The organism is Neorhizobium fuzhouense, from assembly GCF_042611105.1.
Taxonomy (GTDB): Bacteria; Pseudomonadota; Alphaproteobacteria; order Rhizobiales; family Rhizobiaceae; genus Neorhizobium; species Neorhizobium galegae_A.
In genome coordinates, this window is the sequence record NZ_JBHFFP010000001.1 from 213,071 (window position 1) to 237,361 (window position 24,291).

Here is a 24,291-nt window from a genome sequence, read left to right on the forward strand (position 1 = left end):
TTCTTCAGATATCGATCGAAATCAGGCCTGGGCCTTCTCGATGAACTTGACGGCGTCGCCGACCGTCAGGATCGAGTCAGCAGCGTCGTCCGGAATTTCAACGCCGAATTCTTCTTCGAAAGCCATGACGAGTTCGACGGTGTCGAGCGAGTCGGCGCCCAGATCGTCGATGAAGCTCGCGCCTTCGACAACTTTGTCGGCATCGACGCCGAGATGATCAATGACAATTTTCTTAACGCGCTCTGCGATATCGCTCATGTCGGTTTCCTCGACCTTTATCTTTCCGGACTGCCACACAGGCATCCGCACCCTGTTGAAACCCTTGACCGCCTTTTGCTGAGGCCGGCTCGAGGGCAAACTCGCTCACCCGAAACAAGACTTTAAACTTTCAATGCGCAATTTGCACCAAGTCCGTCAATATTCGGGGTGACTGTTCACAGTCATGGCCCGCTTAACACGGTTTTAACGTACCGCAAAGCCAGAAATTGTCCCGCCGCCCCGCCACCAACAGGCAATGCTGCTCGAGCGCGCGGCAGGTCCAACCCATTCAGATCATTGCCATGCCGCCGTTGACGTGCAGCGTCTGACCCGTGACGTATCCGCCTTCGTTGGAGGCAAGATAAAGAACGGCGGCAGCGATATCGGCGCCGACGCCCATGCGCTTCATCGGGATGACACCGAGGATGCCTTCCTTCTGCTTGTCGTTGAGCTTACCCGTCATCGCGCTTTCGATGAAGCCGGGCGCCACACAGTTGACCGTGACGTTGCGGGTGGCAATTTCCTGGGCGAGCGACTTCGAAAAGCCGATCATGCCGGCCTTGGAGGCGCAGTAATTGGCCTGGCCCGGATTGCCCGTCACGCCGACGATGGACGTGATGTTGATGATGCGGCCAAACCGGCGGCGCATCATCGGATGCGTCAGTTCGCGCGTCAGGCGGAAGGTCGCCGTGAGGTTGACTTCCAGCACCGAATCCCAGTCCTCGTCGCTCATGCGCACGAAGAGGCCATCCTTGGTGATGCCGGCATTGTTGACGAGAATGTCGACGCCGCCCATCTCCGCTTCGGCCTTTTCGCCGAGTGCCTTGACTTCGGCGCGGTCGGCAAGGTTTGCCGGGAAGACGAAAACGCGCTCGCCAAGCTCGGCGGCAAGCGCCTCGAGCTTTTCGGCGCGCGTGCCGTGCAGGCCCACAGTCGCGCCCTGCTTGTGCAGCATGCGGGCGATTTCTTCGCCGATGCCGCCGGTTGCACCCGTTACCAGGGCCTTGCGGCCGGTCAGATCAAACATGGTTTATCCCTTTGCAATCAGCCGAGGAGTGTCTTCAGAACGGTGTCGATATCGGCCGGCGTGTTGACGGCGATGCCGGTCACCGACTTGTCGATGCGTCGCGCAAGGCCGGTCAGCACCTTGCCGGTGCCGATCTCGTAGAGCGTCGTGACATCGTTTGCGCCGAACCATTCGACGGTTTCGCGCCAGCGCACCTGGCCGGTCACCTGGCTGACCAGAAGCTGGGCAATCTCGTCGGCATCGCGAACCGGGGCCGCGCGCACATTGGCAATCAGCGGCACGACCGGATTGTGCTTTTCCACCTTGTCCAGCGCATGGCGCATGGCATGGGCCGCCGGCGCCATCAGGTCGGAATGGAAGGGTGCCGAGACGGGCAGCATGATGGCGCGCTTGGCGCCCTTTTCGGTGGCAAGTGCTGCGGCCTTTTCGACGGCAGCCTTCGAGCCGGAAATCACCAGCTGGCCGCCGCCATTGTCATTGGCGATCTGGCAGATGCCGGCATCGCGGGCGGCTGCGCAGGCAGCTTCGACATCGGCATGCTCCAGCCCGATGATGGCGGCCATCGCGCCTTCGCCGACGGGTACCGCCGACTGCATGGCGTCACCGCGGATGCGCAGGAGCCGCGCCGTATCCGAGAGCGAAAACGTGCCGGCGGCACACAGCGCCGAATATTCGCCGAGCGAATGGCCGGCCACGTAGGACACCTTTTCGGCAAGCTTCAGGCCACCGGCCTCCAGCACGCGCAGGACGGCGATCGACACCGCCATCAGGGCCGGCTGGGCATTGGCGGTGAGCGTCAGGGTTTCTTCCGGTCCGTTCCACAGAATGTCGGAGAGCTTCTGGCCCAGCGCCTCATCGACTTCGTCAAAGACGGCACGGGCTTCAGGAAAGGCCTCGGCCAGATCCTTGCCCATGCCGACAGTCTGGCTGCCCTGGCCGGGAAATGTGAATGCAATGCTCATGGGATGTAATTCCTTCCCTTTTTTGCCTTTCCATTCACATTCTGCGCGCCCAAGTCAAGGCCGGAGGGCATTTCCGCCCTATGCGACGAGCCCGATCACCTCGTTGATGCACAGGACAATGAACAGAAGGGCGGCGATCCCCAGCAGGCCGTTCGACAGCCAGCCGCTGCGCCATTCCTTCGGCACACGCGAGGAATTGAGCAGCCAGATCAGGGTAAGCGCCAGAAACGGCATGAAGAAGGCCCCGAGCGCGCCATAGATGATGACGAGCAGGAAAGGCCGGCCAAAATACAGAAGCACCATCGGCGGGATCGTCAGCCAGAACAGGTAAAAGCGAAAGGCGGGCGTCTTTTCCAGGCCCTCGCGCGTGCCGGTCTCGCCGTGGATATGATTGCGCACGAAATCGGCAAACAGCAGCGAGACACCGTTCCACACGCCGAGGATCGACGAGACGGAGGTGGCAAAGAAGCCGACGAGGAAGAGTTTTGACACGAAAGGCCCGAACCGTTCCTCCAGCACCCGGTCGAGATCGAGCAGGCCGCGATCACCCGTCGAAAGCGCAATCTGCGCCGTATAGAGCATTTCGGCACCGATGATCAGCATGGCGATGACGAAAATGCCGGTGACGATATAGGCGACGCGATTGTCGAGACGCATGATGCCCATCCAGGCCGGCGTGCGCCAGCCCTTGGCATTCACCCAGTAGCCATAGGAGGCCATGGTGATGGTGCCGCCGACGCCACCGATGAGGCCGAGCGTATAAATGGCCGAGCCTTCCGGGATGGTGGGGATGAGGCCCGTGACGGCTGCGCCGAGATTGGGCACGACCATGATGGCCACGCCGACAACGATGACGAACATGATGCCGATCAGCACCTTCATGACGTTTTCGAACATCTCGTAGCGATTGAAGGCAACGAAGGTCGCGCAGGCGAGACCAGAGATCATCGCCCAGGCCCAGAGCGGCAGGATGGGAAAGAGCGCCGCCAGCGGCAGCGCCGTGGCGCTCATCGCCGTTGCGCCATACACGAAACCCCAGACGATAATGTAAAGGCCGAAATACCAGCTGGTCCAGCGCCCGAGCGAGCGCCAGCCGTCGAGCATGGTGGAGCCGGTGGCGAGATGATAGCGCGCCGAGCCTTCGGCCAGCGCGATCTTGACGATACAGCCGATGACGGCGGCCCACAGCAGCGCATAACCAAAGCGCGATCCGGCAATCAGCGTTGCCACAAGGTCACCGGCGCCGACGCCCGTGGCAGCGGCCACGATCCCGGGTCCGATCAGCTTCCACTGCCCCCGCGACGGTGGTGCCGACAGATCCGGCCGCTCTGCGGAAACATTGCCCGATGTATTCACATCCGCCATTCAGTCCTCCCATTTCGATGGGGGCGGTCATCGCCCCAAATGGACAGAATGTGCACCCCATGGAATGGTTGCATCTGTCAAGGCAGTCCATCTGCGCGATTGCGCATCTCGCCGGGAAATGCTCCGAGACCTCGTCAGTTTGTCTTGCGTTGCAGCAAAAGCGGCCTACATTCGCCTCGCCTTTCACCACAGCCTGCCAGGACGGGAACCTCTCATGAAATTCAAGACACTCGGCCGCACGGATATCAGCGTGTCCGAAATCTGCCTCGGGACGATGACCTGGGGCTCGCAGAACAGCCAAGCCGAAGCCTTCGAGCAGATGGATTACGCGCTCGACCACGACGTCAACTTCTTCGACACCGCCGAACTTTACCCGACGACGCCGCTTTCACCGGAGACCTATGCCGACACCGAACGGCTGATCGGCAACTGGTTCGAAAAGACCGGCAAGCGCGACAAGGTGGTTCTTGCCACCAAGGTGGCCGGTGCCGGCCGGCCTTACATCCGCGGCGGCGCGCCGATTACCGCCAAGGCCATTCACGAGGCGGTGGATGCGAGCCTTGCGCGCCTCAAGACCGACTATATCGATCTCTACCAGATCCACTGGCCGAACCGCGGCCATTTCCATTTCCGCGGCGCCTGGGGCTACAATCCCTTCAACCAGGACAAGACGCAGACGCTCGCCGAGATCTCGGAAAAGCTGGAAGCGCTCGGCGACTGCGTGAAGGCCGGAAAGATCCGCGCCATCGGGCTTTCCAACGAAACCACCTGGGGCACGCAGAAATTCCTGACGCTTGCCGAACAGAAGGGCCTTCCCCGCGTCGCCACCGTGCAGAACGAATACAGCCTGCTCTACCGGCATTTCGATCTCGACATGGCGGAGCTGTCGCATCACGAGGATGTCGGGCTTCTGGCCTATTCGCCGCTTGCCGGCGGCATTCTGTCCGGCAAATATCTCGACGGGCAGCAGCCTGCGGGGTCGCGCGGTTCGATCAACGGCAATATCGGTGGGCGCCTGGTGCCCGAACAGGAGCCGGCGACGCGCGCCTATGTGGAGCTTGCCCGCGCCCATGGCCTTGATCCCTCGCAGATGGCGCTCGCCTTCTGCCTGACGCGGCCGTTCATGGCGGCCGCCATCATCGGCGCGACCTCGATGGAGCAGCTGAAGCTCAACATCGGTTCGGCCGACGTCAAGCTCTCGGATGAGGTGATGAAGGCGATTGCCGCCATCCACCGCCAGTATCCGATGCCGATCTGAGGCCTCACGCCACCTGCCGCCGGGCCGCCTCGCTGGCCCGGCGCTCTCCGTACTCAAGCCACAGTGCGCGGACCGTGGCCCAGTCCGGCATCCGTTCGGCCTCGAAGCCGAAGGCATAGCCGGCGCCGATCTCGGGAAAGACCCGCATCGCCTGCCGGTGTGCACCGGAGGTCATGAAGGCCAGCATGGCGGCGCGGTCCGTCCAGGCCGAACGCGTGTGCTGGACGCCCGCCATGCTGCGGGCATCCGCCTTGACAAGGCCGGGCGCTGCCTTCACCTGCTGCATCGCCGCGACGGCATGCCACCAGAAGCGAGGCATGTGCCAGACGGAATGGGCCCGGAAACCGGTAATCGAAACATACATGCGCAGTCGCCCTCGCGGATGGTGATGCACCTGTCTACGACGGCTTCGGCCTGCCGGACCTGCGGCTCCGAGACTGGCGCTCGGCGGACTGGCGCTCCCTCATCCCTTTGCTGCCTCGGGAGGCTGCAGGCGCTGCGCCTTGCGCAGATGGGCGAGGCTGCGGCAGAGCATGAACCCCGTGGAGAAGAAGTTGAGGAGCGACAGGACCAGCCGGGCGGTCGGCGTCGCGATCGCAGCCGGCGCGATCACCGCCATCACCGCATAGGCATAGTTCGTCCAGAACAACAGCAGGATCAGCGCCAGCGAGTGCCATTCGCCGGCGATGAGCATGCGGCCGTCCGGCAGCAGCGCCGTCTGGCGCTCGGGCTTGACCACGGCCACTGCCGTAGCCCCGATGAGGGCGCCGAGAAAGGCACCGGCCAGCGCCGCGGGATCGCCGTGCGTGGCGATCAGCTTGCTGCAGGCGAGCAGCACGAAGATCACCGAGGGCAGAAGCAGGCGCAGCGGCGACACCCGGCTGTCGCGCAGACGCGCGGCACCGAGAAGGCATAGAAAAACCAGCAGGAACCACACCCAGACCGGGGCGCCCGTGATGACTTTGACGAGGAATTGCATTTTATACTCCCTGCACAGCAGCCGGCGGCCGCAACCGGCGGCAGACAGCAGGAAAGCGGGACGGGAATCAAAACGGCATGCGTGAACAGCCGGAAAAATCCGCAGGCGGAAGCAGTCTGCGACTGGCGCTTCGTGAAATGCAGGCCGATCTCGCCTCGGCAAAGACGCATGTGCTACTGGCCGGCGCGATCATCATCCTCAGCCTATCCGGCCCTTTCGGCACCTATGAAGCTCTGTCGCCGGTCGGGCGACTTCTTTACTGGGCGGCGATGGTTCTCCTCACCTTCGGTCTGGCGAATTTCGCCGGCACGCTGACGGGCATTACCCTTTCCCGCCGCGGCATCCGCCGACGAAGCGCGCTGGTGCCGATCGGTCTGGCGGCCGGGCTTGCCGCCGGTCTCGGCGTCACGCTCATCGAAGGTGTGGTCTTCGGCTTGAGGCCCGATCCGCTGCGCACGCTAACCACCATGTTCGGTTATGCCCTGGTAATCGGCATGACGATCACCGTGATCTCCTTCGTGTTCCGGCGCGCCGATGCGACGCGGCAGGAAAAAGAGCGGGAGATGACGGTGGCGCAACCGGACAGGCCGGCGGCCCCCGCTGCGGCCCCCACCCCGGCTCTGGTGCGCCGCCTGCCGCTCGACAAGCGGGGACGCATCGTCAGCCTCACCGTGCGCGACCACTATGTCGAGGTTACCACGCTGAAGGGCAAGGCGCTGCTGCTGATGCGCCTCAGCGACGCCATCGAGGAAGCAGGCGCGGTGAACGGCGTGCAGCTGCATCGCTCGCACTGGGTGGCCGTCGATGCGATAAGAGCAATCCACCGGGTCAACGGTCGCCTCGAGGTGGAGACGCTGACCGACGAGCGACTGCCCGTCAGCCGCACCCATGCGGCCCGCCTGCGCGACGCGGGCCTGCTGCCCTGACGACCGGACATCGGGCGTGGCATTGCCGCACGCGGCGGAGAAAATCGACAAATGCCTTGCGTTCCGGGAAAATGCGCGTATAAGCGCGCCTGTTCGAACCGCCCGGTCTTCTGGCTGGTGGCTGTACGGAGGGCAGGTGCGCCGACAAGGCGAACCGCAGGAACCAAAAGGTTCCGGTCTCCCGTGTCTCCGCTCTCGACCGTCTCGATCACACGCTTTTCTTGCCGGGGGCAACCCCATCCAAGACCAGTCGTTGAGGCTTAGCCGCCGAATTCCGGGCACACGACAACAGCAAGAAAGGCAAAGCTACCATGGCTCTTTACGAACATGTATTCCTTGCCCGGCAGGATATGTCCGCACAGCAGATTGACGCCCTCGTCGAACAGTACAAGGGTGTTATCGAAGCAAACGGCGGCAAGGTCGGGCGCGTAGAAAACTGGGGCCTCAAGTCCCTGACCTACCGCATCAAGAAGAACCGCAAGGCTCACTACGCCCTGATGGACATCGATGCACCGGCAGCCGCCGTGCATGAGATGGAACGCCAGATGCGCATCAACGAAGACGTTCTTCGCTACATGACGATCGCCGTCGAGAAGCACGAAGAAGGCCCGTCTGCCATGATGCAGAAGCGCGACCGCGACGACCGTCCGCGTCGTGACGGCGACCGTCCGGAACGTTCGTTCGGCGACCGCGATCGCGGCCCCCGCTCCGACCGTGGCCCGCGCGAAGATCGTGGTCCCCGCGAAGGTGGCTTCGAGCGTCGCCCGCGCGAAGACCGCGCGTAATTGAGCACAAGGAGAACACACAATGGCTGATACATCCTCTGCTCCGGCACGCCGCCCGTTCCACCGCCGTCGCAAGACGTGCCCCTTCTCCGGCGCAAACGCTCCGAAGATCGACTACAAGGACGTTCGTCTCCTGCAGCGCTACATTTCCGAGCGTGGCAAGATCGTACCGTCGCGCATCACGGCCGTTTCCCAGAAGAAGCAGCGCGAACTGGCCCAGGCCATCAAGCGCGCCCGTTTCCTCGGCCTGCTGCCCTACGTTCTGTCCTAAGACCTGATTTTGGGGATGGCATTCGTGCCGTCCCCGTCTCTCCCTTCCGCGTTGGGCGCGGATCGGAACCCTTCTAGAAAACCCATGTTGGGGACGACCGGCCAAAAGGCCTCTCCCCTAACTGCTCGACAGCAGGACAGCGAGACGTGACCGGATTGAACCAGACAGTGCTGACCACCGGCATCCTTGCCGGCATTGCCGCCGCCCTGCTTGTGCTGGGCGCCAATGCGCAGCCGTCCTTTGCCTCCGTGCTCTACGCCTCCTCCGCCCTTCCCGTTCTCGTCGCCGGCCTTGGCTGGGGCAACCGCACCGCCATCATCGCGATCCTAACGGCTGCCTTGATCGGCGCGTTACTGATCTCGCCGCTCTTTGCGCTTGCCATGGCGATCTTCACGCTGATCCCGGCCGGCTGGCTGTCGCATCTGGCAAATCTTGCGCGCCCGGCCTCCGAACTCGGCGGCCCGGACGATCTCGTTGCCTGGTACCCGATCTCTGACATCCTCCTGCACCTCTGCGGCCTCGTCACCGTCGCCGTCATCATCCTGGGCGCCGTCATCGGCTACGGCCCCGAGCTGACCAACCGCATGGTCGATGCCATGGTGGAAAACTTCAACCAGCAGAACGCCGATCTGGTGCCGGATGCCGCAGCGCTTACGCAGACGAAATCGATGATCGTGCTGATGCTGCCGCTGATCCAGGGCGGCATCTGGGTGCTGATGTTGTTTGCCGCCTTCTATTTTGCCGTGCGCATCGTGTCGCGCAGCGGCCGGGCACTGCGCCCGCGCGAGGACATGCCGTCTGCGCTGCGCATGAACCGCAATGCCATCTTCGTTTTCCTCGCCGGCATCGTTCTGACCTTTGTGGGCGGCGTGCCGGCAATGATCGGCGCCACCATCTGCGGCACCTTCGGCGCGGGCTTTCTGATGGCGGGTTTCGCCGGCCTGCATTTTCGCCTGAAGGGCAAGGATTGGCGCGTGCCGGGCCTCATCCTCGTCTATCTGTCGACGATGCTGCTGTTTCCGCTTCTGGCCATTCTTTTTGTCGGCCTTTCCGATACCCGCCGCACGATTGCGCTGACGCCGACGCGCAATCCGGACAAACCGCTTCCCTGACAGGACAGGCACCGCCCCCTCTCAGGACAGACCACACACCAACACACCGATTGACACCGAAAGGATACCAAAATGGACGTCATTCTTCTTGAACGCATCGCCAAGCTTGGCCAGATGGGCGAAACCGTCAAGGTTCGCGATGGCTACGCCCGTAACTACCTGCTGCCGCTCGGCAAGGCTCTGCGCTCGAACGCTGCCAACAAGGCCCGTTTCGAAGCCGAGCGTTCGACGCTCGAAGCCCGCAACCTGGAACGCAAGTCGGAAGCCCAGAAGGTTGCCGACGTTCTCGACGGCAAGTCCTTCATCGTCGTACGCGCTGCCGGCGAAACTGGCCAGCTCTACGGTTCGGTTGCTGCCCGTGACGTCGTCGACGTTCTGGCTGCCGAAGGCTTCAACATCGGCCGCAACCAGGTCGACCTCAACAACCCGATCAAGGCCATCGGCCTGCACAAGGTTGTTCTGCACCTGCATGCCGAAGTCGAAATCTCCGTCGAGCTGAACGTTGCCCGTTCGGCCGAAGAAGCCGAGCGCCAGCTGAAGGGCGAAAGCCTCACCTCCGCTGATGCCATCTACGGCGTTGACGAAGACGCTCTGCGTCCGGAAGACTTCTTCGATCCGGAAGCCGACCTGGACGGCGACGACGAATAAGACCTGGCCTCTTAGGCCGGATCGGGCGCCCGGAGTTTTCTCCGGGCGTTTTTTTTGTGGGCGATGTATAAATATCCGTGCAGCCTCAGCCGATTCGCGGGCCCTGACAACAGTCAAACGGAATCGTGCAGGATGCCAATAATGCCGTGGATGGCCTGTGAATCCCTGTGGGTAGAGGATCGGGACGTATCCCGCCTCGGCCTCTGGGTCTAGGGTGCCGCCGGCAACCGATGAAATGGAAGATCTCGATGAATGAAGTAGCGCGCAAGCTTGGCAATGCCGCGCCGGCAGAGCCGCATTACCGCGAAGCCCCGAACAATCTCGAGGCGGAGCAGGCTCTTCTGGGTGCGATCCTCGTCAACAACGACGCCTATTACCGGGTGTCGGACTTCCTGAAGCCCGTGCATTTCCACGAGCCGCTGCACCGTCGCATCTTCGAGGTGGCCGGCGACATCATCCGCATGGGCAAGATCGCCCATCCGGTGACGATCAAGACCTTCCTGCCGGCCGACACAAAGGTCGGCGATCTGACGCTTGCGCAATATCTCGGGCGCCTCGCCGGCGATGCCGTCACCATCATCAATGCCGAAGACTATGGCCGGGCCATCTACGATCTGGCGCTGCGCCGAGCGCTGATCACCATCGGCGAGGACATGGTCAACATCGCCTATGATGCGCCGCTCGACATGCCGCCGCAGACGCAGATCGAGGATACCGAGCGGCGGCTGTTCGAGCTTGCCGAAACCGGCCGCTACGACGGCGGCTTCCAGGCCTTTTCCGATGCGGTGGCGCAGGCGATCGACATGGCCGGCCAGGCCTTCGAGCGTGACGGCCACCTGTCGGGCATTTCCACCGGCATCATGTCGCTCGACGGCAAGATGGGCGGGCTGCAGCGCTCCGACTTGATCGTGCTGGCGGGACGCCCGGGCATGGGCAAGACCTCGCTTGCCACCAATATCGCCTACAACATTGCCGCGGCCTACGAGCCGGAGGTGCAGCCGGACGGCTCGTTCAAGGCCAAGAACGGCGGCGTCGTCGGCTTCTACTCGCTCGAAATGTCCTGCGAGCAGCTGGCAACCCGTATCATTTCCGAGCAGACGGAAGTCTCCTCGTCAAAAATCCGCCGCGGTGACATTACCGAGGCCGATTTCGAAAAGCTCGTCGCCTGCAGCCAGATGATGCAGAAGGTGCCGCTCTATATCGACCAGACCGGTGGTATCTCGATTGCGCAGCTTTCTGCGCGCGCGCGCCGCCTGAAGCGCCAGCGCGGCCTCGATTGCCTGGTGGTGGACTATATCCAGCTGATGACGGGGTCTGGAAAATCCGGCGAAAACCGCGTGCAGGAAGTGACCCAGATCACGACGGGCCTCAAGGCGCTCGGCAAGGAGTTGAACGTCCCGATCATCGCGCTCTCGCAGCTGTCGCGTCAGGTGGAAAACCGCGAGGACAAGCGTCCCCAGCTCTCCGACCTTCGCGAATCGGGCTCGATCGAGCAGGACGCCGACGTGGTGCTCTTCGTGTTCCGCGAGGAATATTACGTCAAGAACCTCGAACCGCGCGACATCAACGACCCGAAATATCCGGAATGGGAGGCGCTGATGGACAAGGTGAAGGGCACGGCCGACGTGATCATCGCCAAGCAGCGTCACGGACCGACCGGCACCGTCAAGCTCGCCTTCCAGTCGGAATATACCCGCTTTGCCGATCTCGCCGATCCGAGCTTCACCCAGTACGAGGAACACTGATCCTGAAGACAGCGCCCCGCCGAAAAGCGGGGCGTTTTCATAAGAGGCGAACGTCAGGCGCGCGTCTGACGCTTCAGGCAGTGCCAGCGCTTAGCCGGCCTTGCACTTCGTGGAGCCGGAGGCCCAATCAACGATGTTGTCGATATAAGCCTGCTTGACCCAGTTGTTGCCGCTGTAGATCGTGACCTTCGAACCCGTGCCCGCCTTTTCGATTCTGGCGGAGAAGGTGTACTTGGGCGCAATGCCGAAGGTGTTGATCAGGTCCACTTGCCCATACGCCTGCTCGGGATAGAGCGTGCCTGAGGCGACATGGCAGAGAAAGCCCTGCTTGGCGATGCGCGCATAGACGACCTCATAGCTTTCGGGAAAGGTGTGAACCGCCTTCAACGTGGCCGGATCATTGCGCAGGCTGTCCAGACTCGAGCCCGTCGAGCAAGCGGCCAGCAGGGCGAAGATGGGAACAAGGGGGATAAGGCGTTTCATCGGCAAACATCTCTCACGCAACGGAAACAACAGGCCTGCCGGCCGCGTGAGCCTTGCGGCGGACAGGATCCCTGCAGGGCAAACGGCGCCCTGCCCCCGCAGAAGGGCATAAGCGGCCTTACAACTTTGAAAACAGGCGGGCGCCAGATCTTGCAATCAGGCCATAAGGACCCGGCCTGCGCAGGGCGGCAAGCGCCTCGACGGAGCAGGCCAGGGTTTCGCCATGCCGGCGGCAAACGCACTGGCTGCCACCACCACTGTCAGCACGGCATGCGGAATGATGGATGCGGCAAGGCGTTCCAGATGGCCGAAGCATCGATCGCGCCAGAAGCGGGTCCGGTCCGTGGCCGGGGCTCTCCGCCAGCCTGCCGCTCAGAAACCTTGTGCATAGACACAGTTTCTCCTGCTTCGTCATGACCGTCTTCAACAAAAGTGATAGCCTTAAGCCATTGCCCGAACAGGGCGCCAGACTGACCAGACGGATAATGCCAGGCCATGACCGAATTTGACGACGCCGATTTTGACGAGACCGATGCGATGGCTGCCCTCATCGACGAGGCCGATAATTTCGATGTCGCGCCGCTGAGGCTGACGGTCGATCTGGCAGCACTCTGCGACAACTGGCGCGATCTTTCTCGCCTCTCGGGACGGGCGCGGGCTGGCGCCGTTGTCAAGGCCGATGCCTATGGGCTCGGCATCGAGGACTGCGGGGCAAGCCTCTACCATGCCGGTGCCCGCGACTTCTTCGTGGCCGCGGCAAGCGAGGGGGCAACGCTTCGCGCCTATGCGCCGGAGGCCCGTATTTTCGTGCTCTCCGGCATCTGGCCGGGCCAGGAAGAGCATTTCTTCGACAACGATCTGGTGCCCGTCCTTGCTTCGGAAGAGCAGTTGGCCTTCTGGATGTCGGTCCTTGCGGATCGCGGCGACCACCCTTGCGCGCTGCAGGTGGATACCGGCTTCAACCGTCTTGGGCTTTCGGTGGAAGAAGCGATGGAATTGGCTGAGGACGTGTCGCGCCCAGCCAGTTTTTCCCCCGTTCTGGTGCTCTCCCATCTTCACAGCGGCGACACCCCCTCGGCCGAGGCCAACCGGGCGCAATTGCAGCGGTTCCGGGAGGTGAGCACCGCGTTTGAAGGCGTCGAGGCCAGCCTTTCGGCCTCGGCCGGCATTGCGCTTGGGGCAGACTACCATTTCGATCTCACCCGTCCGGGCATTGCCCTTTACGGCGGCGAGGCCGTGAACAGCGTAGCAAACCCGATGCGGCCTGTGGCAACCGCCGAAGCCCGCATCCTGCAGATCCGCACCGCAAGCGCCGGTGAAACGGTAAGCTACGGCGGTGCGCACCGCCTCGCTCGCGACAGCCGTCTTGCGGTGGCAAGCGTCGGTTATGCCGATGGTTACCTGCGCAATCTCTCCGGCGCCGGCATCGCCCTGCGCGACAGCGTCAAAACCGGGGCTTTCGGCTTCATCGCCGGCCACCGCGTGCCGGTCGTTGGCCGCATCACCATGGATCTTACCATTTTCGACGTGACTGACCTGCCGCAGGGCGCCATCGCGGCCGGCGACTACATCGAGCTCTTCGGACATAACATGGCGCTGGACGAGGTGGCGCGCGCCGGCGGCACCATCGGCTACGAACTTTTGACCTCCTTGGGGCTGCGCTACGAGCGACGTTATCTCGACGGCAAGATCTGAGACTTGAAATGCCCTCTGGTCAGCGGCCTGAGGCCGCGCTATAAAGAGAACAAAAGGAGATCGAAATGACTGAGATCCAGCTTTCCGACGAAGACCGCGCCTTCATCGAGGCCAAGCTGCGCAGCGGCGTCTACAAAAGCGCCGAGGACGTGGTGCGTGCCGGCCTGCGCTTGCTTAAGCGTCAAGAGAACGAAGCCGAGGAACTGCGCCGGCTCGTTGGGCAAGGCCTTGAGGATCTTGAAGCCGGGCGGCTGCACGAATATGCGACGGCATCCGACCTGCTGCAGGATGTGAGGCAGCGGGCCGCGGATGACGCTCCGGCAAAAAGACTGAACGCGAAGGGACGCAGCTATTAAATCGCGCCGCCTTTTCTGGACCGAGACAGCCAGGGCCGATCTGGCCAGTGCCCATCGCTACATTTCGCAAGACAATGAAAAGGCGGCCGATCGGCTCATTCTCGATCTTGAGGCCAAGGCGAGAGCGCTGGCAAAAAGTGGCCTCAGCGGCCGCGACCGCAGCGAACTGGGCCCAAACATCCGCAGCGTTGTCCATCGGTCGCGCATCCTGTTTTTTCATGTGACGAAGGACGCCATCGTCATCCTTCGCGTCCTGCACGGCCACCAGCAGCTGTCCTCCGATCTATTTCCGCAAGAACAACAACAAGACTGACATTTCATGGCAAAGCCCAAAACCCAATTCGTCTGCCAGAACTGCGGCACGGTGCATTCCCGCTGGGCGGGCAAGTGCGATGGCTGCGGCGAGTGGAACACCATCGTCGAGGAAGACCCGATGGGCGGCATCGGGTCGGGCCCCGGCAAGGTGCCGAAGAAGGGGCGTGCGGTCACCCTCACCACGCTGTCGGGCGAGACCGAGGAAGCGCCGCGCATCTTCACCGGCATTGGCGAACTCGACCGGGCAACCGGCGGCGGCTTCGTGCGCGGGTCGGCCGTGCTGGTCGGCGGCGATCCGGGCATCGGCAAGTCGACGCTTTTGATGCAGGCGGCCGCAGCCCTCTCGCGGCGTGGACACCGCATCATCTATGTCTCGGGCGAAGAGGCCGTCGCCCAGGTGCGCCTTCGCGCCCAGCGACTGGGGGCCGCCTCCACCGACGTGCTGCTGGCGGCCGAGACCAATGTCGAGGACATCTTGGCCACCATCGGCGAAGGCAAGCGGCCGGACCTCGTGATCATCGATTCCATCCAGACGCTGTGGAGCGATACCGCCGATTCGGCGCCCGGAACGGTGACCCAGGTGCGCACCGGCGTGCAGGCGATGATCCGCTTTGCCAAGCAGACGGGGGCGGCCATGGTGCTGGTCGGCCACGTGACGAAGGAAGGCCAGATCGCCGGTCCGCGCGTCGTCGAACACATGGTGGACGCGGTTCTTTATTTCGAAGGCGACCGCGGCCATCACTACCGCATCCTGCGCACGGTGAAGAACCGCTTTGGCCCGACCGACGAGATCGGCGTGTTCGAAATGTCGGATATCGGTCTTCGCGAAGTGTCGAACCCGTCGGAACTGTTTCTGGGCGAGCGTAATTCCAAGGCGCCGGGGGCTGCCGTCTTTGCCGGCATGGAGGGCACGCGGCCGGTTCTGGTAGAGGTACAGGCGCTCGTCGCTCCGACCTCGCTCGGCACGGCGCGCCGCGCCGTCGTCGGCTGGGATTCCTCGCGGCTGTCGATGATTTTGGCCGTTCTGGAAGCCCATTGCGGCGTCCGGCTTGGCCAGCACGACGTCTATCTCAACGTCGCCGGTGGCTACAGGATTACCGAACCGGCCGCCGACCTCGCGGTCGCGGCCGCTCTCGTCTCCTCGCTTGCCAATACGCCGCTTCCGGCCGAATGCGTCTATTTCGGCGAAGTGAGCCTGTCGGGTGCGGTGCGGCCGGTGTCGCAGACGGCGCAGCGGCTGAAGGAGGCAGAAAAGCTCGGCTTCTCCTCGGCGGTCCTGCCCGCCTCGTCGGCCGAACTGCCCAAGGGCAGCAAGAGCCGCTGGGGCGAGATCGAGGGACTGCCGGATCTCGTCGTAAAAATAGCCGGTTCCGCGAAGAACCTGGGGAAGCAGCCGGAGGAGGATTGATCTTCCACCGGCGGGCGCGCTGTTGTAAGAGGAGCCGCAACGGCGGGCCGCAGCCATGGCCTTGCCCCCGTGCAGCCACCCGTGTACCCCTTGGCCGGAAGGCCGGGTCCGTCTTGGAGTAGACCATTTATGCCCATCACGATTTTCGACGGCATTGTCATCGGCGTCACCCTGTTTTCGGCAGTACTCGCCATGGTGCGCGGCTTCTCCCGCGAGGTGCTGTCGATTGCCAGCTGGGCAGGCGCGATCGCCGCGGCCTATTACCTGCATCCGCTGCTTCTGCCCTATGCCAAGAACTACACGACCGATGATCGCATCGCACTTGCCGGTTCGGCCGGCGTGATCTTCCTCATCGCGCTCATCATCATCACCTTTATCACCAGCCGCATTGCCGATTTCATCATCGACAGCCGCATCGGGGCGCTGGATCGCACGCTCGGCTTCCTGTTCGGGGCTGCCCGCGGCATCCTGCTTCTGGTCGTCGCCGTCGCCTTCTGGAACTGGCTGGTGGATGCGCGCTCGCAGCCGGCCTGGATCACACAGGCGAAATCAAAGCCCTTCCTCGATGGCCTCGTCGGGCGTCTGGAAGCCGTGCTTCCGACCGATATGGAACCGCAGATCCGCGCCCGCATTCTCGGCCGTGGCGACAAGGTGCAGGCGCCGGGCGCCGAACAGACGCCCTCTGATGACGCTCCGGCAACCACGACGCCAAATAATTGACGCTTTGTTACCGTTCTAAGGGAAGCCAAGCATCGTCGCTTGTGATATAGCGCAGCTTAAGAAGGCCGGATGAGAGGATGAAGCGATAGCGCTCCCCGCCGGCCTATTTCCGTTTCAACCGACAACACCCATATTCGCGACACACCCCGTTCCGAACCAGCCCCAAGGACCTGCAGACATGAATCAGCCGGTTGCCCATGATGTTTTTCTCGATCTGGATGGTGATACCCTGCATGAAGAATGCGGCGTATTCGGCATTCTCGGCCATCCCGATGCGGCAACGCTGACGGCGCTTGGCCTGCATGCGCTCCAGCACCGTGGCCAGGAAGCCGCCGGCATCGTGTCTTTCGACGGTACGCAGTTTCATACCGAAAAGCATATGGGACTGGTCGGCGATCACTATACCAACCCGGTGACTCTGGCAAAACTGCCCGGCGCCATGGCAATCGGCCACACGCGCTATTCGACGACCGGCGAAGTGGCGCTGCGTAACGTGCAGCCGCTGTTTGCCGAACTGGAAGTCGGCGGCATTGCCGTTGCCCATAACGGCAATTTCACCAATGGCCTGACGCTGCGCCGCCAGCTGATTGCCGGTGGTGCCATCTGCCAGTCCACCTCCGATACGGAAGTGGTGCTGCACCTTATCGCCCGCTCGCGCTACGCCTCCACCACGGACCGCTTCATCGACGCGATCCGCCAGATGGAAGGCGGTTATTCGATGCTCGGCATCACCCGCACCAAGCTGATTGCCGCACGCGACCCCACCGGCATCCGCCCGCTGGTGATGGGTGAACTCGACGGCAAGCCGATCTTCTGTTCGGAAACCTGCGCGCTCGACATCATCGGCGCAAAGTTCATCCGCGACGTGGAAAACGGCGAAGTCATCATCTGCGAGATCCAGCCGGATGGCTCCATCGAGATCGAATCGCGCAAGTCCACCAACATGCAGCCGGAACGGCTCTGCCTGTTCGAATATGTCTATTTCGCCCGTCCCGATTCCGTCGTCGGCGGCCGCAGCGTCTATGTGGCGCGCAAGAACATGGGCATCAATCTGGCGAAGGAATCGCCGGTGGAAGCCGATGTCGTCGTGCCGGTGCCCGATGGCGGCACGCCGGCAGCGCTCGGTTACGCCCAGGAAAGCGGTATTCCCTTCGAATACGGCATTATCCGCAATCACTATGTCGGGCGCACCTTCATCGAGCCGACGCAGCAAATCCGCGCCTTCGGCGTGAAGCTGAAGCACTCGGCCAACCGCGCCATGATCGAGGGCAAGCGCGTCGTTCTGGTCGATGATTCGATCGTGCGCGGCACGACCTCGCTGAAGATCGTGCAGATGATCCGCGACGCCGGCGCCAAGGAAGTGCATCTGCGTGTGGCCTCGCCGATGATCTTCTATCCGGATTTCTACGGCATCGACACGCCGGACGCCGACAAGCTGCTCGCCAACCAGTATGACGGCGCAGAAGCCATGTGCCGCTATATCGGCGCCGATTCCCTGTCCTTCCTCACCATCGACGGGCTCTACCGCGCCGTTGGCGGCGAAGCCCGCAACCCGGCCCGCCCGCAGTTCACCGACCACTACTTCACCGGCGACTATCCGACGCGCCTGCTTGACAAGCATGGCGAACCGATGGGACGGAAGGTCTCGGTTCTCGCCAGCAACGGTTGAGGAGGACCGGCGAAGGCAAAAACCTTCGCCGGACAGGACGGTACGGGACGGGTAATGACGATTGATCTCAAGGGACGCATCGCGCTAGTCACTGGCGCCTCGCGCGGCATCGGCTATTTCACGGCACTTTCGCTTGCAAAGGCCGGCGCGCATGTGATTGCCTGCGCGCGCACGGTGGGCGGGCTCGAAGAACTGGATGATGCCATCCAGGCGGCAGGCGGCACGGCGACCCTCGTTCCGTTCGATCTGACCGACATGGCCGCCATCGACCGGCTGGGCGCCTCGATCCACGAGCGCTGGGGCAAGCTCGATATCCTGGTCGCCAATGCCGGCATTCTTGGCGTCATCTCGCCGGTCGGCCACATCGAAGCAAAGGTCTTCGAAAAGGTGATGCTGACCAATGTGACGGCCACCTGGCGGCTGATCCGCTCCGTCGAGCCGCTGCTCCTGCAATCGGATGCCGGCCGCGCGCTGATCCTGTCATCGGGCGTTGCCAATGATGCGCGTCCCTTCTGGGGCGCCTATGCCGCCTCCAAGGCAGCCGTCGAAATGCTCGGCCGCATCTGGGCTGCCGAAACGCAGAAGTCGAAACTGCGCGTCATCAACGTCAATCCGGGTGCCACCCGCACCGCCATGCGCGCCCAGGCCATGCCCGGCGAAGACCCGGCAACGCTGCCGCACCCCTCGGAGGTCGCCGCGAAACTCCTGCCGCTCTGCGCACCCGAGATGACGGAAACCGGCCGGCTTTTTGTCGTGCGCGACAATACATTCCGTGATTACCGACTGCCGGAATAGTTTTGCCAGCAGTCCTCGTCGCCTCCTCACTCCAGCGGATTTTCCCGCATGCGCCCCCGTGACATTGCTGCCTATCTGTTTCTGGCTCTCGCCTGGGGCCTTTCCTTCCTGCTGCTCCTGAAGGTGGTGGCAGCCTTCGGCTGGGTGGGGGCCGTGACGTTTCGCTGCTTCATCGCCGCTGGCATCCTTCTGGTGCTGGCCCGCAGCACCGGGCGAAAGCTTTGCTTTCCCGCAAGCTGGGTGCCGCTTGCCGTGGTGGGCGCCACCACCGTTGCCGGCCAGCTGATCGGCCTCTCCTACGCCACCCCGTTGATCGGCACCGCGATGGCGGCGATTTTCGTCGCCTCCATTCCGCTGTTTTCGATGGTGATCGCGCAGGTCTGGGGGCTGGAGCGGATCACGCCGGTCAGGGTCGCGGGCCTGCTGCTCGGCACGCTCGGCATCGTCATGCTGGTCGGATTTCCGGCCGTGCCTGTCACCTTCGCGTTCGTGCTCGGCTGTCTGGCCATGGTGTTTTCCACCTTCTGCGCCGCCTTCGGCAGCAATTATGCCAGCCGATTCCTCAAAGATACCGGCCCCTGGGAAGTGACCATCGGGGCGTTTCTGGCGGGCGGCGTCATCGCGCTGCCGCTGATCTGGGTCGTGCCGGTGCCGGTTGCGCCGCAGCCGATCGATTATCTCTATCTGGTGGCGCTTGCCGGCCTCATGAGTTCGCTCACCTACGTGCTCTATCTCGGGCTTGTGGCGAGCATCGGCGCGACGCGGGCGATCAGCGTCGAATTTGCCGTCACCGTGGTTGCGGTGCTCGTCGGCGCGCTTGTCCTTGACGAGCCGCTGACGCTCGTGCAGCTGGCGGGCGGCGCCGTCATCATCGCCGGCTGTGCGCTGGTGCTCGGCCTTCTGCCGGCCAAGGACAAGATCCCGCTGCAGCCCTGAACCGTGTGGAGCGCGGCTGAACGAATATTTCACGCGCAAGCCCCGGCGCGAACAAATGCGCCTTGCCCTCCCCTTGACCGCGGCAGGCGCGCGCGCCATAACCGTTTCCATGAAAAACGGCCTCTGCATCATCTGCGGGAAGATTATTCGCTAGCGCACCGCTGGCCTGGCCGTTCTCGTCTCTCGAAATTCAAAGAAGACACAGGAACCGGTCCGGCCGGATCATACCTGTTTCGGGAGAATTTCGATGAGCGACACGCTCAAGCTCTATAATACGCTGACCCGCGAGAAGTCGGATTTCCAGCCCATCGACCCGGACAACGTGCGCCTCTATGTCTGCGGCCCGACAGTTTATGATTTTGCCCATATCGGCAATGCCCGGCCGGTCATCGTGTTCGACGTGCTCTATCGCCTGCTGCGCCATGTTTACGGTGAAGACCACGTCACCTATGTGCGCAACATCACCGACGTCGACGACAAGATCAACGCGCGGGCGCTGCGCGATTTCGGCCAAAACATCGCCGATGGCTCGATGAGCCTCAACGAGGCGATCCGCGCCGTGACCGGCACGACGGAAAGCCAGTTCAAGGCGGATGTGGCGCGCCTCGGCTGCCTTGCCCCGACGCATGAACCGCGTGCGACCGAAAACATTGCCCAGATGATCGCCATCATCCAGCGCCTGCTGACGCAAGGGCACGCCTATGTGGCCAAGGGCTCGGAAGGCCATGAGGTGCTGTTTGCCACCGCTTCCATGGCCGATTACGGGCAATTGTCGAAACGCCGGATGGAAGACCAGCAGGCCGGCGCGCGCGTGGCCGTGGAAGCCCACAAGACGAACCCGGGCGATTTCGTGCTGTGGAAGCAATCGGCCGATACCGAACCCGGCTGGACGGCGGAATTTACCTTCGAGGGCGAAACCTTTGCCATCTACGGCCGCCCCGGCTGGCATATCGAATGCTCCGCCATGGCCGACCGCTATCTCTGGGAAGAGATCAAGGACCGGCTGTCGCCGAAGGGCAAGGCGCTCCCGCACCAGTTCGACATTCACGGCGGCGGCCTCGACCTCATCTTCCCCCACCACGAAAACGAAATCGCCCAATCCTGCTGCGCCTTCGACACCGACGTGATGGCAAGCGTATGGATGCACAACGGCTTCGTGCAGGTGGAAGGCCGCAAGATGTCGAAATCGGACGGCAATTTCGTCACGATCAACGAACTGCTGGAGACGGAAAAGTTTGGCGGGCAGCGGTGGCACGGCCATGTCTTGAAACTGGCAATGCTGATGACGCATTACCGGCAACCCATCGACTGGACGGCCGATCGCTTGTTCGAAACAAGAACGATGCTCTACGATTGGCACCGCCAATGTTTTGCGGCGCCTATGCAGCCTGTTCCTCAGGCTCTGCTCACTGCGCTCATGGATGATTTGAACACGTCGGCTGCGATCGCCGTGCTTCATACTCTCAGCAAGGCAGTCAGAACTGCGGCCAGCGGAGCGGAGCAAGCGACTGCTGCCGGAGAATTGCGGGCCGCGTTAGCGTTTTTGGGAATTTACGAAGAGACCGACTCTGGGACGCTTCTGGCCCAAACTGTTGTTGATCGCGTTCTTGAGAATGAAGTCAAGGTTGCCGTTGCGGCCCGCCTCGAACTCCTCAAAGCCAAAAACTTCGCCGAAGCCGACAAGATCCGCGACGAGCTGCTGGCACAAGGCATCCAGTTGAAGGACGGCAAGGATCCGGCAACCGGCGAGCGGGTGACGACCTGGGAGATGAAGCGCTAGCCATGGCTGCTTCGCCCCGCCATACCCCCCTCTGCCCTGCCGGGCATCTCCCCCACACGGGGGGAGATCAGCAGAACGGCTTGCCTTCTGCCACGCAAGACGGAGATCGGCAGAGCGGACGGCCTTCTGCCGCCCAAGAGGCGGGCCGGCGGAGCGGATGGCCTTTTGCCACAGACCGACAAAGCGCCTTGCCCTCTCCCGAGCAAATGGAAGCAGGACGGCGCGGCACGATAATCCCCCCCGTGTGGGGGAGATGTCCGGCAGGACAGAGGGGGGAAACCACGGAGGAGAGACGACATGACCAGCAGCTATTCCGGCGGATGCCAGTGTGGCGCCATTCGATTTCGGGTGAGCGGCCCGTTGAGGGATGCCTCGATCTGTCATTGCCGCATGTGCCAGAAGGCCTTTGGCGGTTACTACGCGCCACTGGTTTCGGTGCGCGGCACCGATTTTGAATGGACGCGGGGGACGCGAAAAATCTTCCGGTCCAGCAATGTCGTCTCGCGCGGCTTCTGCGGGGATTGCGGCACGCCGCTCACCTACGAGGCGCCGGATGGCGTGGCGGTGGCGGCCGGTGCGTTTGACGATCCGGCGGCCTTTCCGCCCACCACGCAGTTCGGCATCGAATGCAAAATCGCCTTTGTCGATCATCTGCATGCGCTTCCCGGGCATCCGACGGAGGAGGACCTCGAACAGGCGCCCTACCTTGCCGACATCGTCTCCTACCAGCATCCCGACCATGACACGGCCGATTGGCCAGAACAGGGACTTGAGCCATGACCATGACAGGCGTGTTTACCGGCGGATGCCAGTGCGGCGCAGTAAGGTTTCGGGCGGAAAAGCTCGGGCGCCCGTCGATCTGCCACTGCCGCATGTGCCAGAAGCAGTTCGGCGGCTTTTTCGGTGCCTTCGTCACCGCCGATCAGGCGCATCTTGCCTGGACTCGCGGCCAGCCGAGCCTCTACCGCTCGTCTGCCAAGGTGAAGCGCGGCTTCTGCAGCAAATGCGGAACGCCGCTTGCCTATCTGCATCCCGGCGGCGTGGAACTGGCCATCGGCGCATTCGATCATCCGGCTGCGCTGGAGCCGCAGGTGCAGGTCAACCACGACAAGCGGCTGCCGTGGATCGATCATCTGTTCGAAAAGCCGGCCTATACCAGTCCCGAAATGGAGGCCTTCTTTGCCTCCATCGAAAGCTATCAGCACCCCGACCACGATACGGACCAGTGGCCACCGGAGGAGGCATGAGCACGTATTTATCCGGCGGCTGCCAGTGCGGCGCCGTGCGCTACCGCATCCGTGGTGTACCGACCAATCCACATCTGTGCCATTGCCGCATGTGCCAGAAGGCGTCCGGCAATTATGCCCTGCCGCTCGGCTTCGTGGCGCACCAGGATTTTGAGCTGACGCGCGGCACACCGGCCTGGTTTCACTCGTCCGGCCTGGTGCGGCGCGGCTTCTGCGCCGCCTGCGGCACGCCGCTGTTCTTCGAGCCGCTCGACGGCGACGGGCTGAATGTGACGCTTGGCGCGCTGGACGAACCGGAACGGGCCAAACCGGCCTTGCAATCCGGTCAGGATTCACGCCTCTCCTTCTTTCATGCGCTGGCGGACCTGCCCGAGGAGGCGGCGACGGTGTCCGCCGACTGGATGGCGGCGGTCGCGAGGAAGACCCACCAGCACCCCGATCACGATACGGCGGCATGGCCGCCGAAGGACGACTGAGCAGGACAACCGACATGAGCGAATTGCGCACCTTCTATCCCGAGATCGAACCCTATGAGACCGGCTTCCTGGATGTCGGCGATGGTCACCGCGTCTATTTCGAGCGCGTCGGCACGAAAGGCGCAAAGCCGGCCGTCTTCCTGCATGGCGGCCCGGGCGGCGGCAGCGGCCCGACGCAGCGGCGCCTGTTTGACCCGGCCCTTTACGACGTGATCCTGTTTGACCAGCGCGGCTGCGGCAAATCCACGCCCAATGCCTCGCTGGAAGCCAATACGACCTGGCATCTGGTCGCCGATATCGAGCGGCTGCGCGAGATGATGGGCGTGGAAACATGGCTGGTGTTCGGCGGCTCCTGGGGATCGACGCTGGCGCTCGCCTATGCAGAAACCCATCCGCAACGGGTGTCGGAACTGGTGCTGCGCGGCATCTATACGCTGACGAAAGCCGAGCTGGACTGGTATTATCAGTTCGGCGTCTCGGAAATGTTTCCCGACAAGTTCGAGCGTTTCCAGGCCCCGATCCCCGAAGACGAGCGCCACGAAATGATGGCCGCCTATCGCCGCCGCCTGACCGGCGACGACCGCAAAGAGCAGGTGCGGGCAGCACTGGCCTGGAGCCTCTGGGAAGGCGAAACCATCACGCTTCTGCCGAACCCCGAATATTCCGGCGGTTTTGGCGAGGAAGATTATGCGCTGGCCTTTGCGCGCATCGAAAACCATTACTTCGTCCATGCCGGCTGGCTGGAGGAAGGCCAGCTGCTGCGCGATGCCTACAAGCTCAAGGACATTCCGGGTGTCATCATTCACGGCCGCTACGACATGCCCTGCCCGGCGAAATATGCCTGGGCGCTGCACAAGGCCTGGCCGAAAGCGGATTTCCACCTGATCGAAGGCGCCGGCCATGCCTATCTCGAGCCCGGCATTCTCGACCAGCTGATCCGCGCCACGGACCGGTTTGCGGGCAAGAACTGAATTCTGGGATAACCCCCTCTGCCCTGCCGGGCATCTCCCCCACAAGGGGGGAGAAACCATGCCGCGGCGCCCTCCCCCCGGAACGGGAAGGGACGCTTGTGGTG

At 63.0% G+C, this 24,291-nt stretch carries 27 protein-coding genes; 20 read left to right on the top strand and 7 right to left on the bottom strand.

Features of this window, described 5'->3' with window-relative positions:
• Positions 1 to 21 precede the first annotated feature (21 nt).
• The 4 genes from ACEXP3_RS01085 to ACEXP3_RS01100 form a co-directional block, all read right to left on the bottom strand.
• Positions 22 to 258: an acyl carrier protein gene (locus ACEXP3_RS01085; protein WP_003502080.1), complete on the bottom strand. Its 237-nt coding sequence runs from the start codon at positions 256 to 258 to the stop codon at positions 22 to 24.
• A gap of 289 nt (positions 259 to 547) precedes the next feature.
• Positions 548 to 1,285 carry a 3-oxoacyl-[acyl-carrier-protein] reductase gene (gene fabG, locus ACEXP3_RS01090; protein WP_210102976.1) on the bottom strand — a complete coding sequence of 246 codons (738 nt, stop codon included), beginning with the start codon at positions 1,283 to 1,285 and terminating at the stop codon, positions 548 to 550.
• Between the two features lie 17 nt (positions 1,286 to 1,302).
• Entirely contained in the window at positions 1,303 to 2,247 is a 945-nt protein-coding gene (gene fabD, locus ACEXP3_RS01095; protein WP_377295609.1) for an ACP S-malonyltransferase, read from the bottom strand.
• Positions 2,248 to 2,325: 78 nt separating this feature from the next.
• Complete coding sequence (locus ACEXP3_RS01100; protein WP_377295611.1) at positions 2,326 to 3,612, bottom strand: Nramp family divalent metal transporter; 1,287 nt, start codon at positions 3,610 to 3,612, stop codon at positions 2,326 to 2,328.
• A gap of 214 nt (positions 3,613 to 3,826) precedes the next feature.
• Here ACEXP3_RS01100 and ACEXP3_RS01105 point away from each other — a divergent pair, with 214 nt between their 5' ends.
• On the top strand, positions 3,827 to 4,870 hold the full coding sequence (locus ACEXP3_RS01105) for an aldo/keto reductase (RefSeq protein ID WP_210102979.1): 1,044 nt from the start codon (positions 3,827 to 3,829) through the stop codon (positions 4,868 to 4,870).
• A 4-nt stretch (positions 4,871 to 4,874) separates the two neighbouring features.
• Here ACEXP3_RS01105 and ACEXP3_RS01110 read toward each other — a convergent pair whose 3' ends face one another.
• Together ACEXP3_RS01110 and ACEXP3_RS01115 are read right to left on the bottom strand one after the other, a co-directional pair.
• Positions 4,875 to 5,234, bottom strand: a complete 360-nt coding sequence (locus ACEXP3_RS01110; protein ID WP_377295612.1) for a hypothetical protein — start codon at positions 5,232 to 5,234, stop codon at positions 4,875 to 4,877.
• A 99-nt stretch (positions 5,235 to 5,333) separates the two neighbouring features.
• Positions 5,334 to 5,849: a hypothetical protein gene (locus ACEXP3_RS01115; RefSeq protein ID WP_377295613.1), complete on the bottom strand. Its 516-nt coding sequence runs from the start codon at positions 5,847 to 5,849 to the stop codon at positions 5,334 to 5,336.
• Positions 5,850 to 5,926: 77 nt separating this feature from the next.
• Between ACEXP3_RS01115 and ACEXP3_RS01120 the strand changes: the two genes are divergently transcribed.
• The 6 genes from ACEXP3_RS01120 to ACEXP3_RS01145 all read left to right on the top strand — a co-directional run bounded on the left by ACEXP3_RS01120 (position 5,927) and on the right by ACEXP3_RS01145 (position 11,336).
• Positions 5,927 to 6,775: a LytTR family DNA-binding domain-containing protein gene (locus tag ACEXP3_RS01120; RefSeq protein ID WP_377295614.1), complete on the top strand. Its 849-nt coding sequence runs from the start codon at positions 5,927 to 5,929 to the stop codon at positions 6,773 to 6,775.
• 311 nt (positions 6,776 to 7,086) lie between these two features.
• The gene (rpsF, locus tag ACEXP3_RS01125) at positions 7,087 to 7,560 is read left to right on the top strand and encodes a 30S ribosomal protein S6 (protein WP_210102983.1); all 474 of its coding nucleotides are present in this window, start codon (positions 7,087 to 7,089) and stop codon (positions 7,558 to 7,560) included.
• Positions 7,561 to 7,582: 22 nt separating this feature from the next.
• Positions 7,583 to 7,831, top strand: a complete 249-nt coding sequence (gene rpsR, locus ACEXP3_RS01130; protein ID WP_210102984.1) for a 30S ribosomal protein S18 — start codon at positions 7,583 to 7,585, stop codon at positions 7,829 to 7,831.
• A 146-nt stretch (positions 7,832 to 7,977) separates the two neighbouring features.
• On the top strand, positions 7,978 to 8,943 hold the full coding sequence (locus ACEXP3_RS01135) for a DUF2232 domain-containing protein (RefSeq protein WP_377295615.1): 966 nt from the start codon (positions 7,978 to 7,980) through the stop codon (positions 8,941 to 8,943).
• A gap of 72 nt (positions 8,944 to 9,015) precedes the next feature.
• Positions 9,016 to 9,591 carry a 50S ribosomal protein L9 gene (gene rplI / locus ACEXP3_RS01140; protein WP_210102986.1) on the top strand — a complete coding sequence of 192 codons (576 nt, stop codon included), beginning with the start codon at positions 9,016 to 9,018 and terminating at the stop codon, positions 9,589 to 9,591.
• A gap of 248 nt (positions 9,592 to 9,839) precedes the next feature.
• Positions 9,840 to 11,336, top strand: coding sequence for a replicative DNA helicase (locus ACEXP3_RS01145; RefSeq protein ID WP_377295616.1), 1,497 nt, complete (start codon positions 9,840 to 9,842; stop codon positions 11,334 to 11,336).
• Between the two features lie 90 nt (positions 11,337 to 11,426).
• Here the strand turns inward: ACEXP3_RS01145 and ACEXP3_RS01150 are convergent, their stop codons facing one another.
• Positions 11,427 to 11,819 (bottom strand): hypothetical protein, encoded by a 393-nt coding sequence (locus tag ACEXP3_RS01150; protein ID WP_377295617.1) that lies wholly within the window; start codon positions 11,817 to 11,819, stop codon positions 11,427 to 11,429.
• Positions 11,820 to 12,356: 537 nt separating this feature from the next.
• On the opposite strand from ACEXP3_RS01150, the gene alr reads away from it, so the two are divergent.
• The 13 genes from alr to pip all read left to right on the top strand — a co-directional run bounded on the left by alr (position 12,357) and on the right by pip (position 24,187).
• Positions 12,357 to 13,514, top strand: coding sequence for an alanine racemase (gene alr / locus ACEXP3_RS01155; RefSeq protein ID WP_377296051.1), 1,158 nt, complete (start codon positions 12,357 to 12,359; stop codon positions 13,512 to 13,514).
• A 65-nt stretch (positions 13,515 to 13,579) separates the two neighbouring features.
• Positions 13,580 to 13,870, top strand: a complete 291-nt coding sequence (locus ACEXP3_RS01160; RefSeq protein WP_377295618.1) for a type II toxin-antitoxin system ParD family antitoxin — start codon at positions 13,580 to 13,582, stop codon at positions 13,868 to 13,870.
• Complete coding sequence (locus ACEXP3_RS01165; protein WP_377296053.1) at positions 13,866 to 14,183, top strand: type II toxin-antitoxin system RelE/ParE family toxin; 318 nt, start codon at positions 13,866 to 13,868, stop codon at positions 14,181 to 14,183. The genes ACEXP3_RS01160 and ACEXP3_RS01165 overlap by 5 nt, the downstream gene beginning before the upstream one ends.
• Positions 14,184 to 14,189: 6 nt before the next feature.
• On the top strand, positions 14,190 to 15,593 hold the full coding sequence (gene radA, locus ACEXP3_RS01170; protein WP_210102990.1) for a DNA repair protein RadA: 1,404 nt from the start codon (positions 14,190 to 14,192) through the stop codon (positions 15,591 to 15,593).
• 129 nt (positions 15,594 to 15,722) lie between these two features.
• Positions 15,723 to 16,313, top strand: a complete 591-nt coding sequence (locus tag ACEXP3_RS01175; RefSeq protein ID WP_210102991.1) for a CvpA family protein — start codon at positions 15,723 to 15,725, stop codon at positions 16,311 to 16,313.
• Between the two features lie 178 nt (positions 16,314 to 16,491).
• Positions 16,492 to 17,982: an amidophosphoribosyltransferase gene (gene purF / locus ACEXP3_RS01180; protein ID WP_210102992.1), complete on the top strand. Its 1,491-nt coding sequence runs from the start codon at positions 16,492 to 16,494 to the stop codon at positions 17,980 to 17,982.
• 54 nt (positions 17,983 to 18,036) lie between these two features.
• Positions 18,037 to 18,777 (top strand): SDR family NAD(P)-dependent oxidoreductase, encoded by a 741-nt coding sequence (locus ACEXP3_RS01185; protein WP_377295619.1) that lies wholly within the window; start codon positions 18,037 to 18,039, stop codon positions 18,775 to 18,777.
• A 48-nt stretch (positions 18,778 to 18,825) separates the two neighbouring features.
• Positions 18,826 to 19,713: a DMT family transporter gene (locus tag ACEXP3_RS01190; RefSeq protein ID WP_377295620.1), complete on the top strand. Its 888-nt coding sequence runs from the start codon at positions 18,826 to 18,828 to the stop codon at positions 19,711 to 19,713.
• A 241-nt stretch (positions 19,714 to 19,954) separates the two neighbouring features.
• Entirely contained in the window at positions 19,955 to 21,493 is a 1,539-nt protein-coding gene (gene cysS / locus ACEXP3_RS01195; RefSeq protein ID WP_377296054.1) for a cysteine--tRNA ligase, read from the top strand.
• A gap of 297 nt (positions 21,494 to 21,790) precedes the next feature.
• A complete protein-coding gene (locus tag ACEXP3_RS01200; RefSeq protein ID WP_377295621.1) occupies positions 21,791 to 22,273 on the top strand; it encodes a GFA family protein in 483 nt (160 codons plus the stop codon).
• Positions 22,270 to 22,740 carry a GFA family protein gene (locus tag ACEXP3_RS01205; RefSeq protein ID WP_377295622.1) on the top strand — a complete coding sequence of 157 codons (471 nt, stop codon included), beginning with the start codon at positions 22,270 to 22,272 and terminating at the stop codon, positions 22,738 to 22,740. Before ACEXP3_RS01200 ends, ACEXP3_RS01205 begins: the two co-directional genes overlap by 4 nt.
• Positions 22,737 to 23,216, top strand: coding sequence for a GFA family protein (locus ACEXP3_RS01210; RefSeq protein ID WP_377295623.1), 480 nt, complete (start codon positions 22,737 to 22,739; stop codon positions 23,214 to 23,216). The genes ACEXP3_RS01205 and ACEXP3_RS01210 overlap by 4 nt, the downstream gene beginning before the upstream one ends.
• A 14-nt stretch (positions 23,217 to 23,230) precedes the next feature.
• Positions 23,231 to 24,187 (top strand): prolyl aminopeptidase, encoded by a 957-nt coding sequence (gene pip, locus ACEXP3_RS01215; protein ID WP_377295624.1) that lies wholly within the window; start codon positions 23,231 to 23,233, stop codon positions 24,185 to 24,187.
• Positions 24,188 to 24,291: the final 104 nt, after the last annotated feature.

Coding starts and splice junctions, on each gene's coding strand:
- ACEXP3_RS01085 (WP_003502080.1), bottom strand. CDS start 258: ATGAGCGATATCGCAGAGCGCGTTAAGAAAATTGTCATTGATCATCTC.
- fabG (WP_210102976.1), bottom strand. CDS start 1,285: ATGTTTGATCTGACCGGCCGCAAGGCCCTGGTAACGGGTGCAACCGGC.
- fabD (WP_377295609.1), bottom strand. CDS start 2,247: ATGAGCATTGCATTCACATTTCCCGGCCAGGGCAGCCAGACTGTCGGC.
- ACEXP3_RS01100 (WP_377295611.1), bottom strand. CDS start 3,612: ATGGCGGATGTGAATACATCGGGCAATGTTTCCGCAGAGCGGCCGGAT.
- ACEXP3_RS01105 (WP_210102979.1), top strand. CDS start 3,827: ATGAAATTCAAGACACTCGGCCGCACGGATATCAGCGTGTCCGAAATC.
- ACEXP3_RS01110 (WP_377295612.1), bottom strand. CDS start 5,234: ATGTATGTTTCGATTACCGGTTTCCGGGCCCATTCCGTCTGGCACATG.
- ACEXP3_RS01115 (WP_377295613.1), bottom strand. CDS start 5,849: ATGCAATTCCTCGTCAAAGTCATCACGGGCGCCCCGGTCTGGGTGTGG.
- ACEXP3_RS01120 (WP_377295614.1), top strand. CDS start 5,927: ATGCGTGAACAGCCGGAAAAATCCGCAGGCGGAAGCAGTCTGCGACTG.
- rpsF (WP_210102983.1), top strand. CDS start 7,087: ATGGCTCTTTACGAACATGTATTCCTTGCCCGGCAGGATATGTCCGCA.
- rpsR (WP_210102984.1), top strand. CDS start 7,583: ATGGCTGATACATCCTCTGCTCCGGCACGCCGCCCGTTCCACCGCCGT.
- rplI (WP_210102986.1), top strand. CDS start 9,016: ATGGACGTCATTCTTCTTGAACGCATCGCCAAGCTTGGCCAGATGGGC.
- ACEXP3_RS01145 (WP_377295616.1), top strand. CDS start 9,840: ATGAATGAAGTAGCGCGCAAGCTTGGCAATGCCGCGCCGGCAGAGCCG.
- ACEXP3_RS01150 (WP_377295617.1), bottom strand. CDS start 11,819: ATGAAACGCCTTATCCCCCTTGTTCCCATCTTCGCCCTGCTGGCCGCT.
- alr (WP_377296051.1), top strand. CDS start 12,357: ATGGCTGCCCTCATCGACGAGGCCGATAATTTCGATGTCGCGCCGCTG.
- ACEXP3_RS01160 (WP_377295618.1), top strand. CDS start 13,580: ATGACTGAGATCCAGCTTTCCGACGAAGACCGCGCCTTCATCGAGGCC.
- radA (WP_210102990.1), top strand. CDS start 14,190: ATGGCAAAGCCCAAAACCCAATTCGTCTGCCAGAACTGCGGCACGGTG.
- ACEXP3_RS01175 (WP_210102991.1), top strand. CDS start 15,723: ATGCCCATCACGATTTTCGACGGCATTGTCATCGGCGTCACCCTGTTT.
- purF (WP_210102992.1), top strand. CDS start 16,492: ATGAATCAGCCGGTTGCCCATGATGTTTTTCTCGATCTGGATGGTGAT.
- ACEXP3_RS01185 (WP_377295619.1), top strand. CDS start 18,037: ATGACGATTGATCTCAAGGGACGCATCGCGCTAGTCACTGGCGCCTCG.
- ACEXP3_RS01190 (WP_377295620.1), top strand. CDS start 18,826: ATGCGCCCCCGTGACATTGCTGCCTATCTGTTTCTGGCTCTCGCCTGG.
- ACEXP3_RS01200 (WP_377295621.1), top strand. CDS start 21,791: ATGACCAGCAGCTATTCCGGCGGATGCCAGTGTGGCGCCATTCGATTT.
- ACEXP3_RS01205 (WP_377295622.1), top strand. CDS start 22,270: ATGACCATGACAGGCGTGTTTACCGGCGGATGCCAGTGCGGCGCAGTA.
- ACEXP3_RS01210 (WP_377295623.1), top strand. CDS start 22,737: ATGAGCACGTATTTATCCGGCGGCTGCCAGTGCGGCGCCGTGCGCTAC.
- pip (WP_377295624.1), top strand. CDS start 23,231: ATGAGCGAATTGCGCACCTTCTATCCCGAGATCGAACCCTATGAGACC.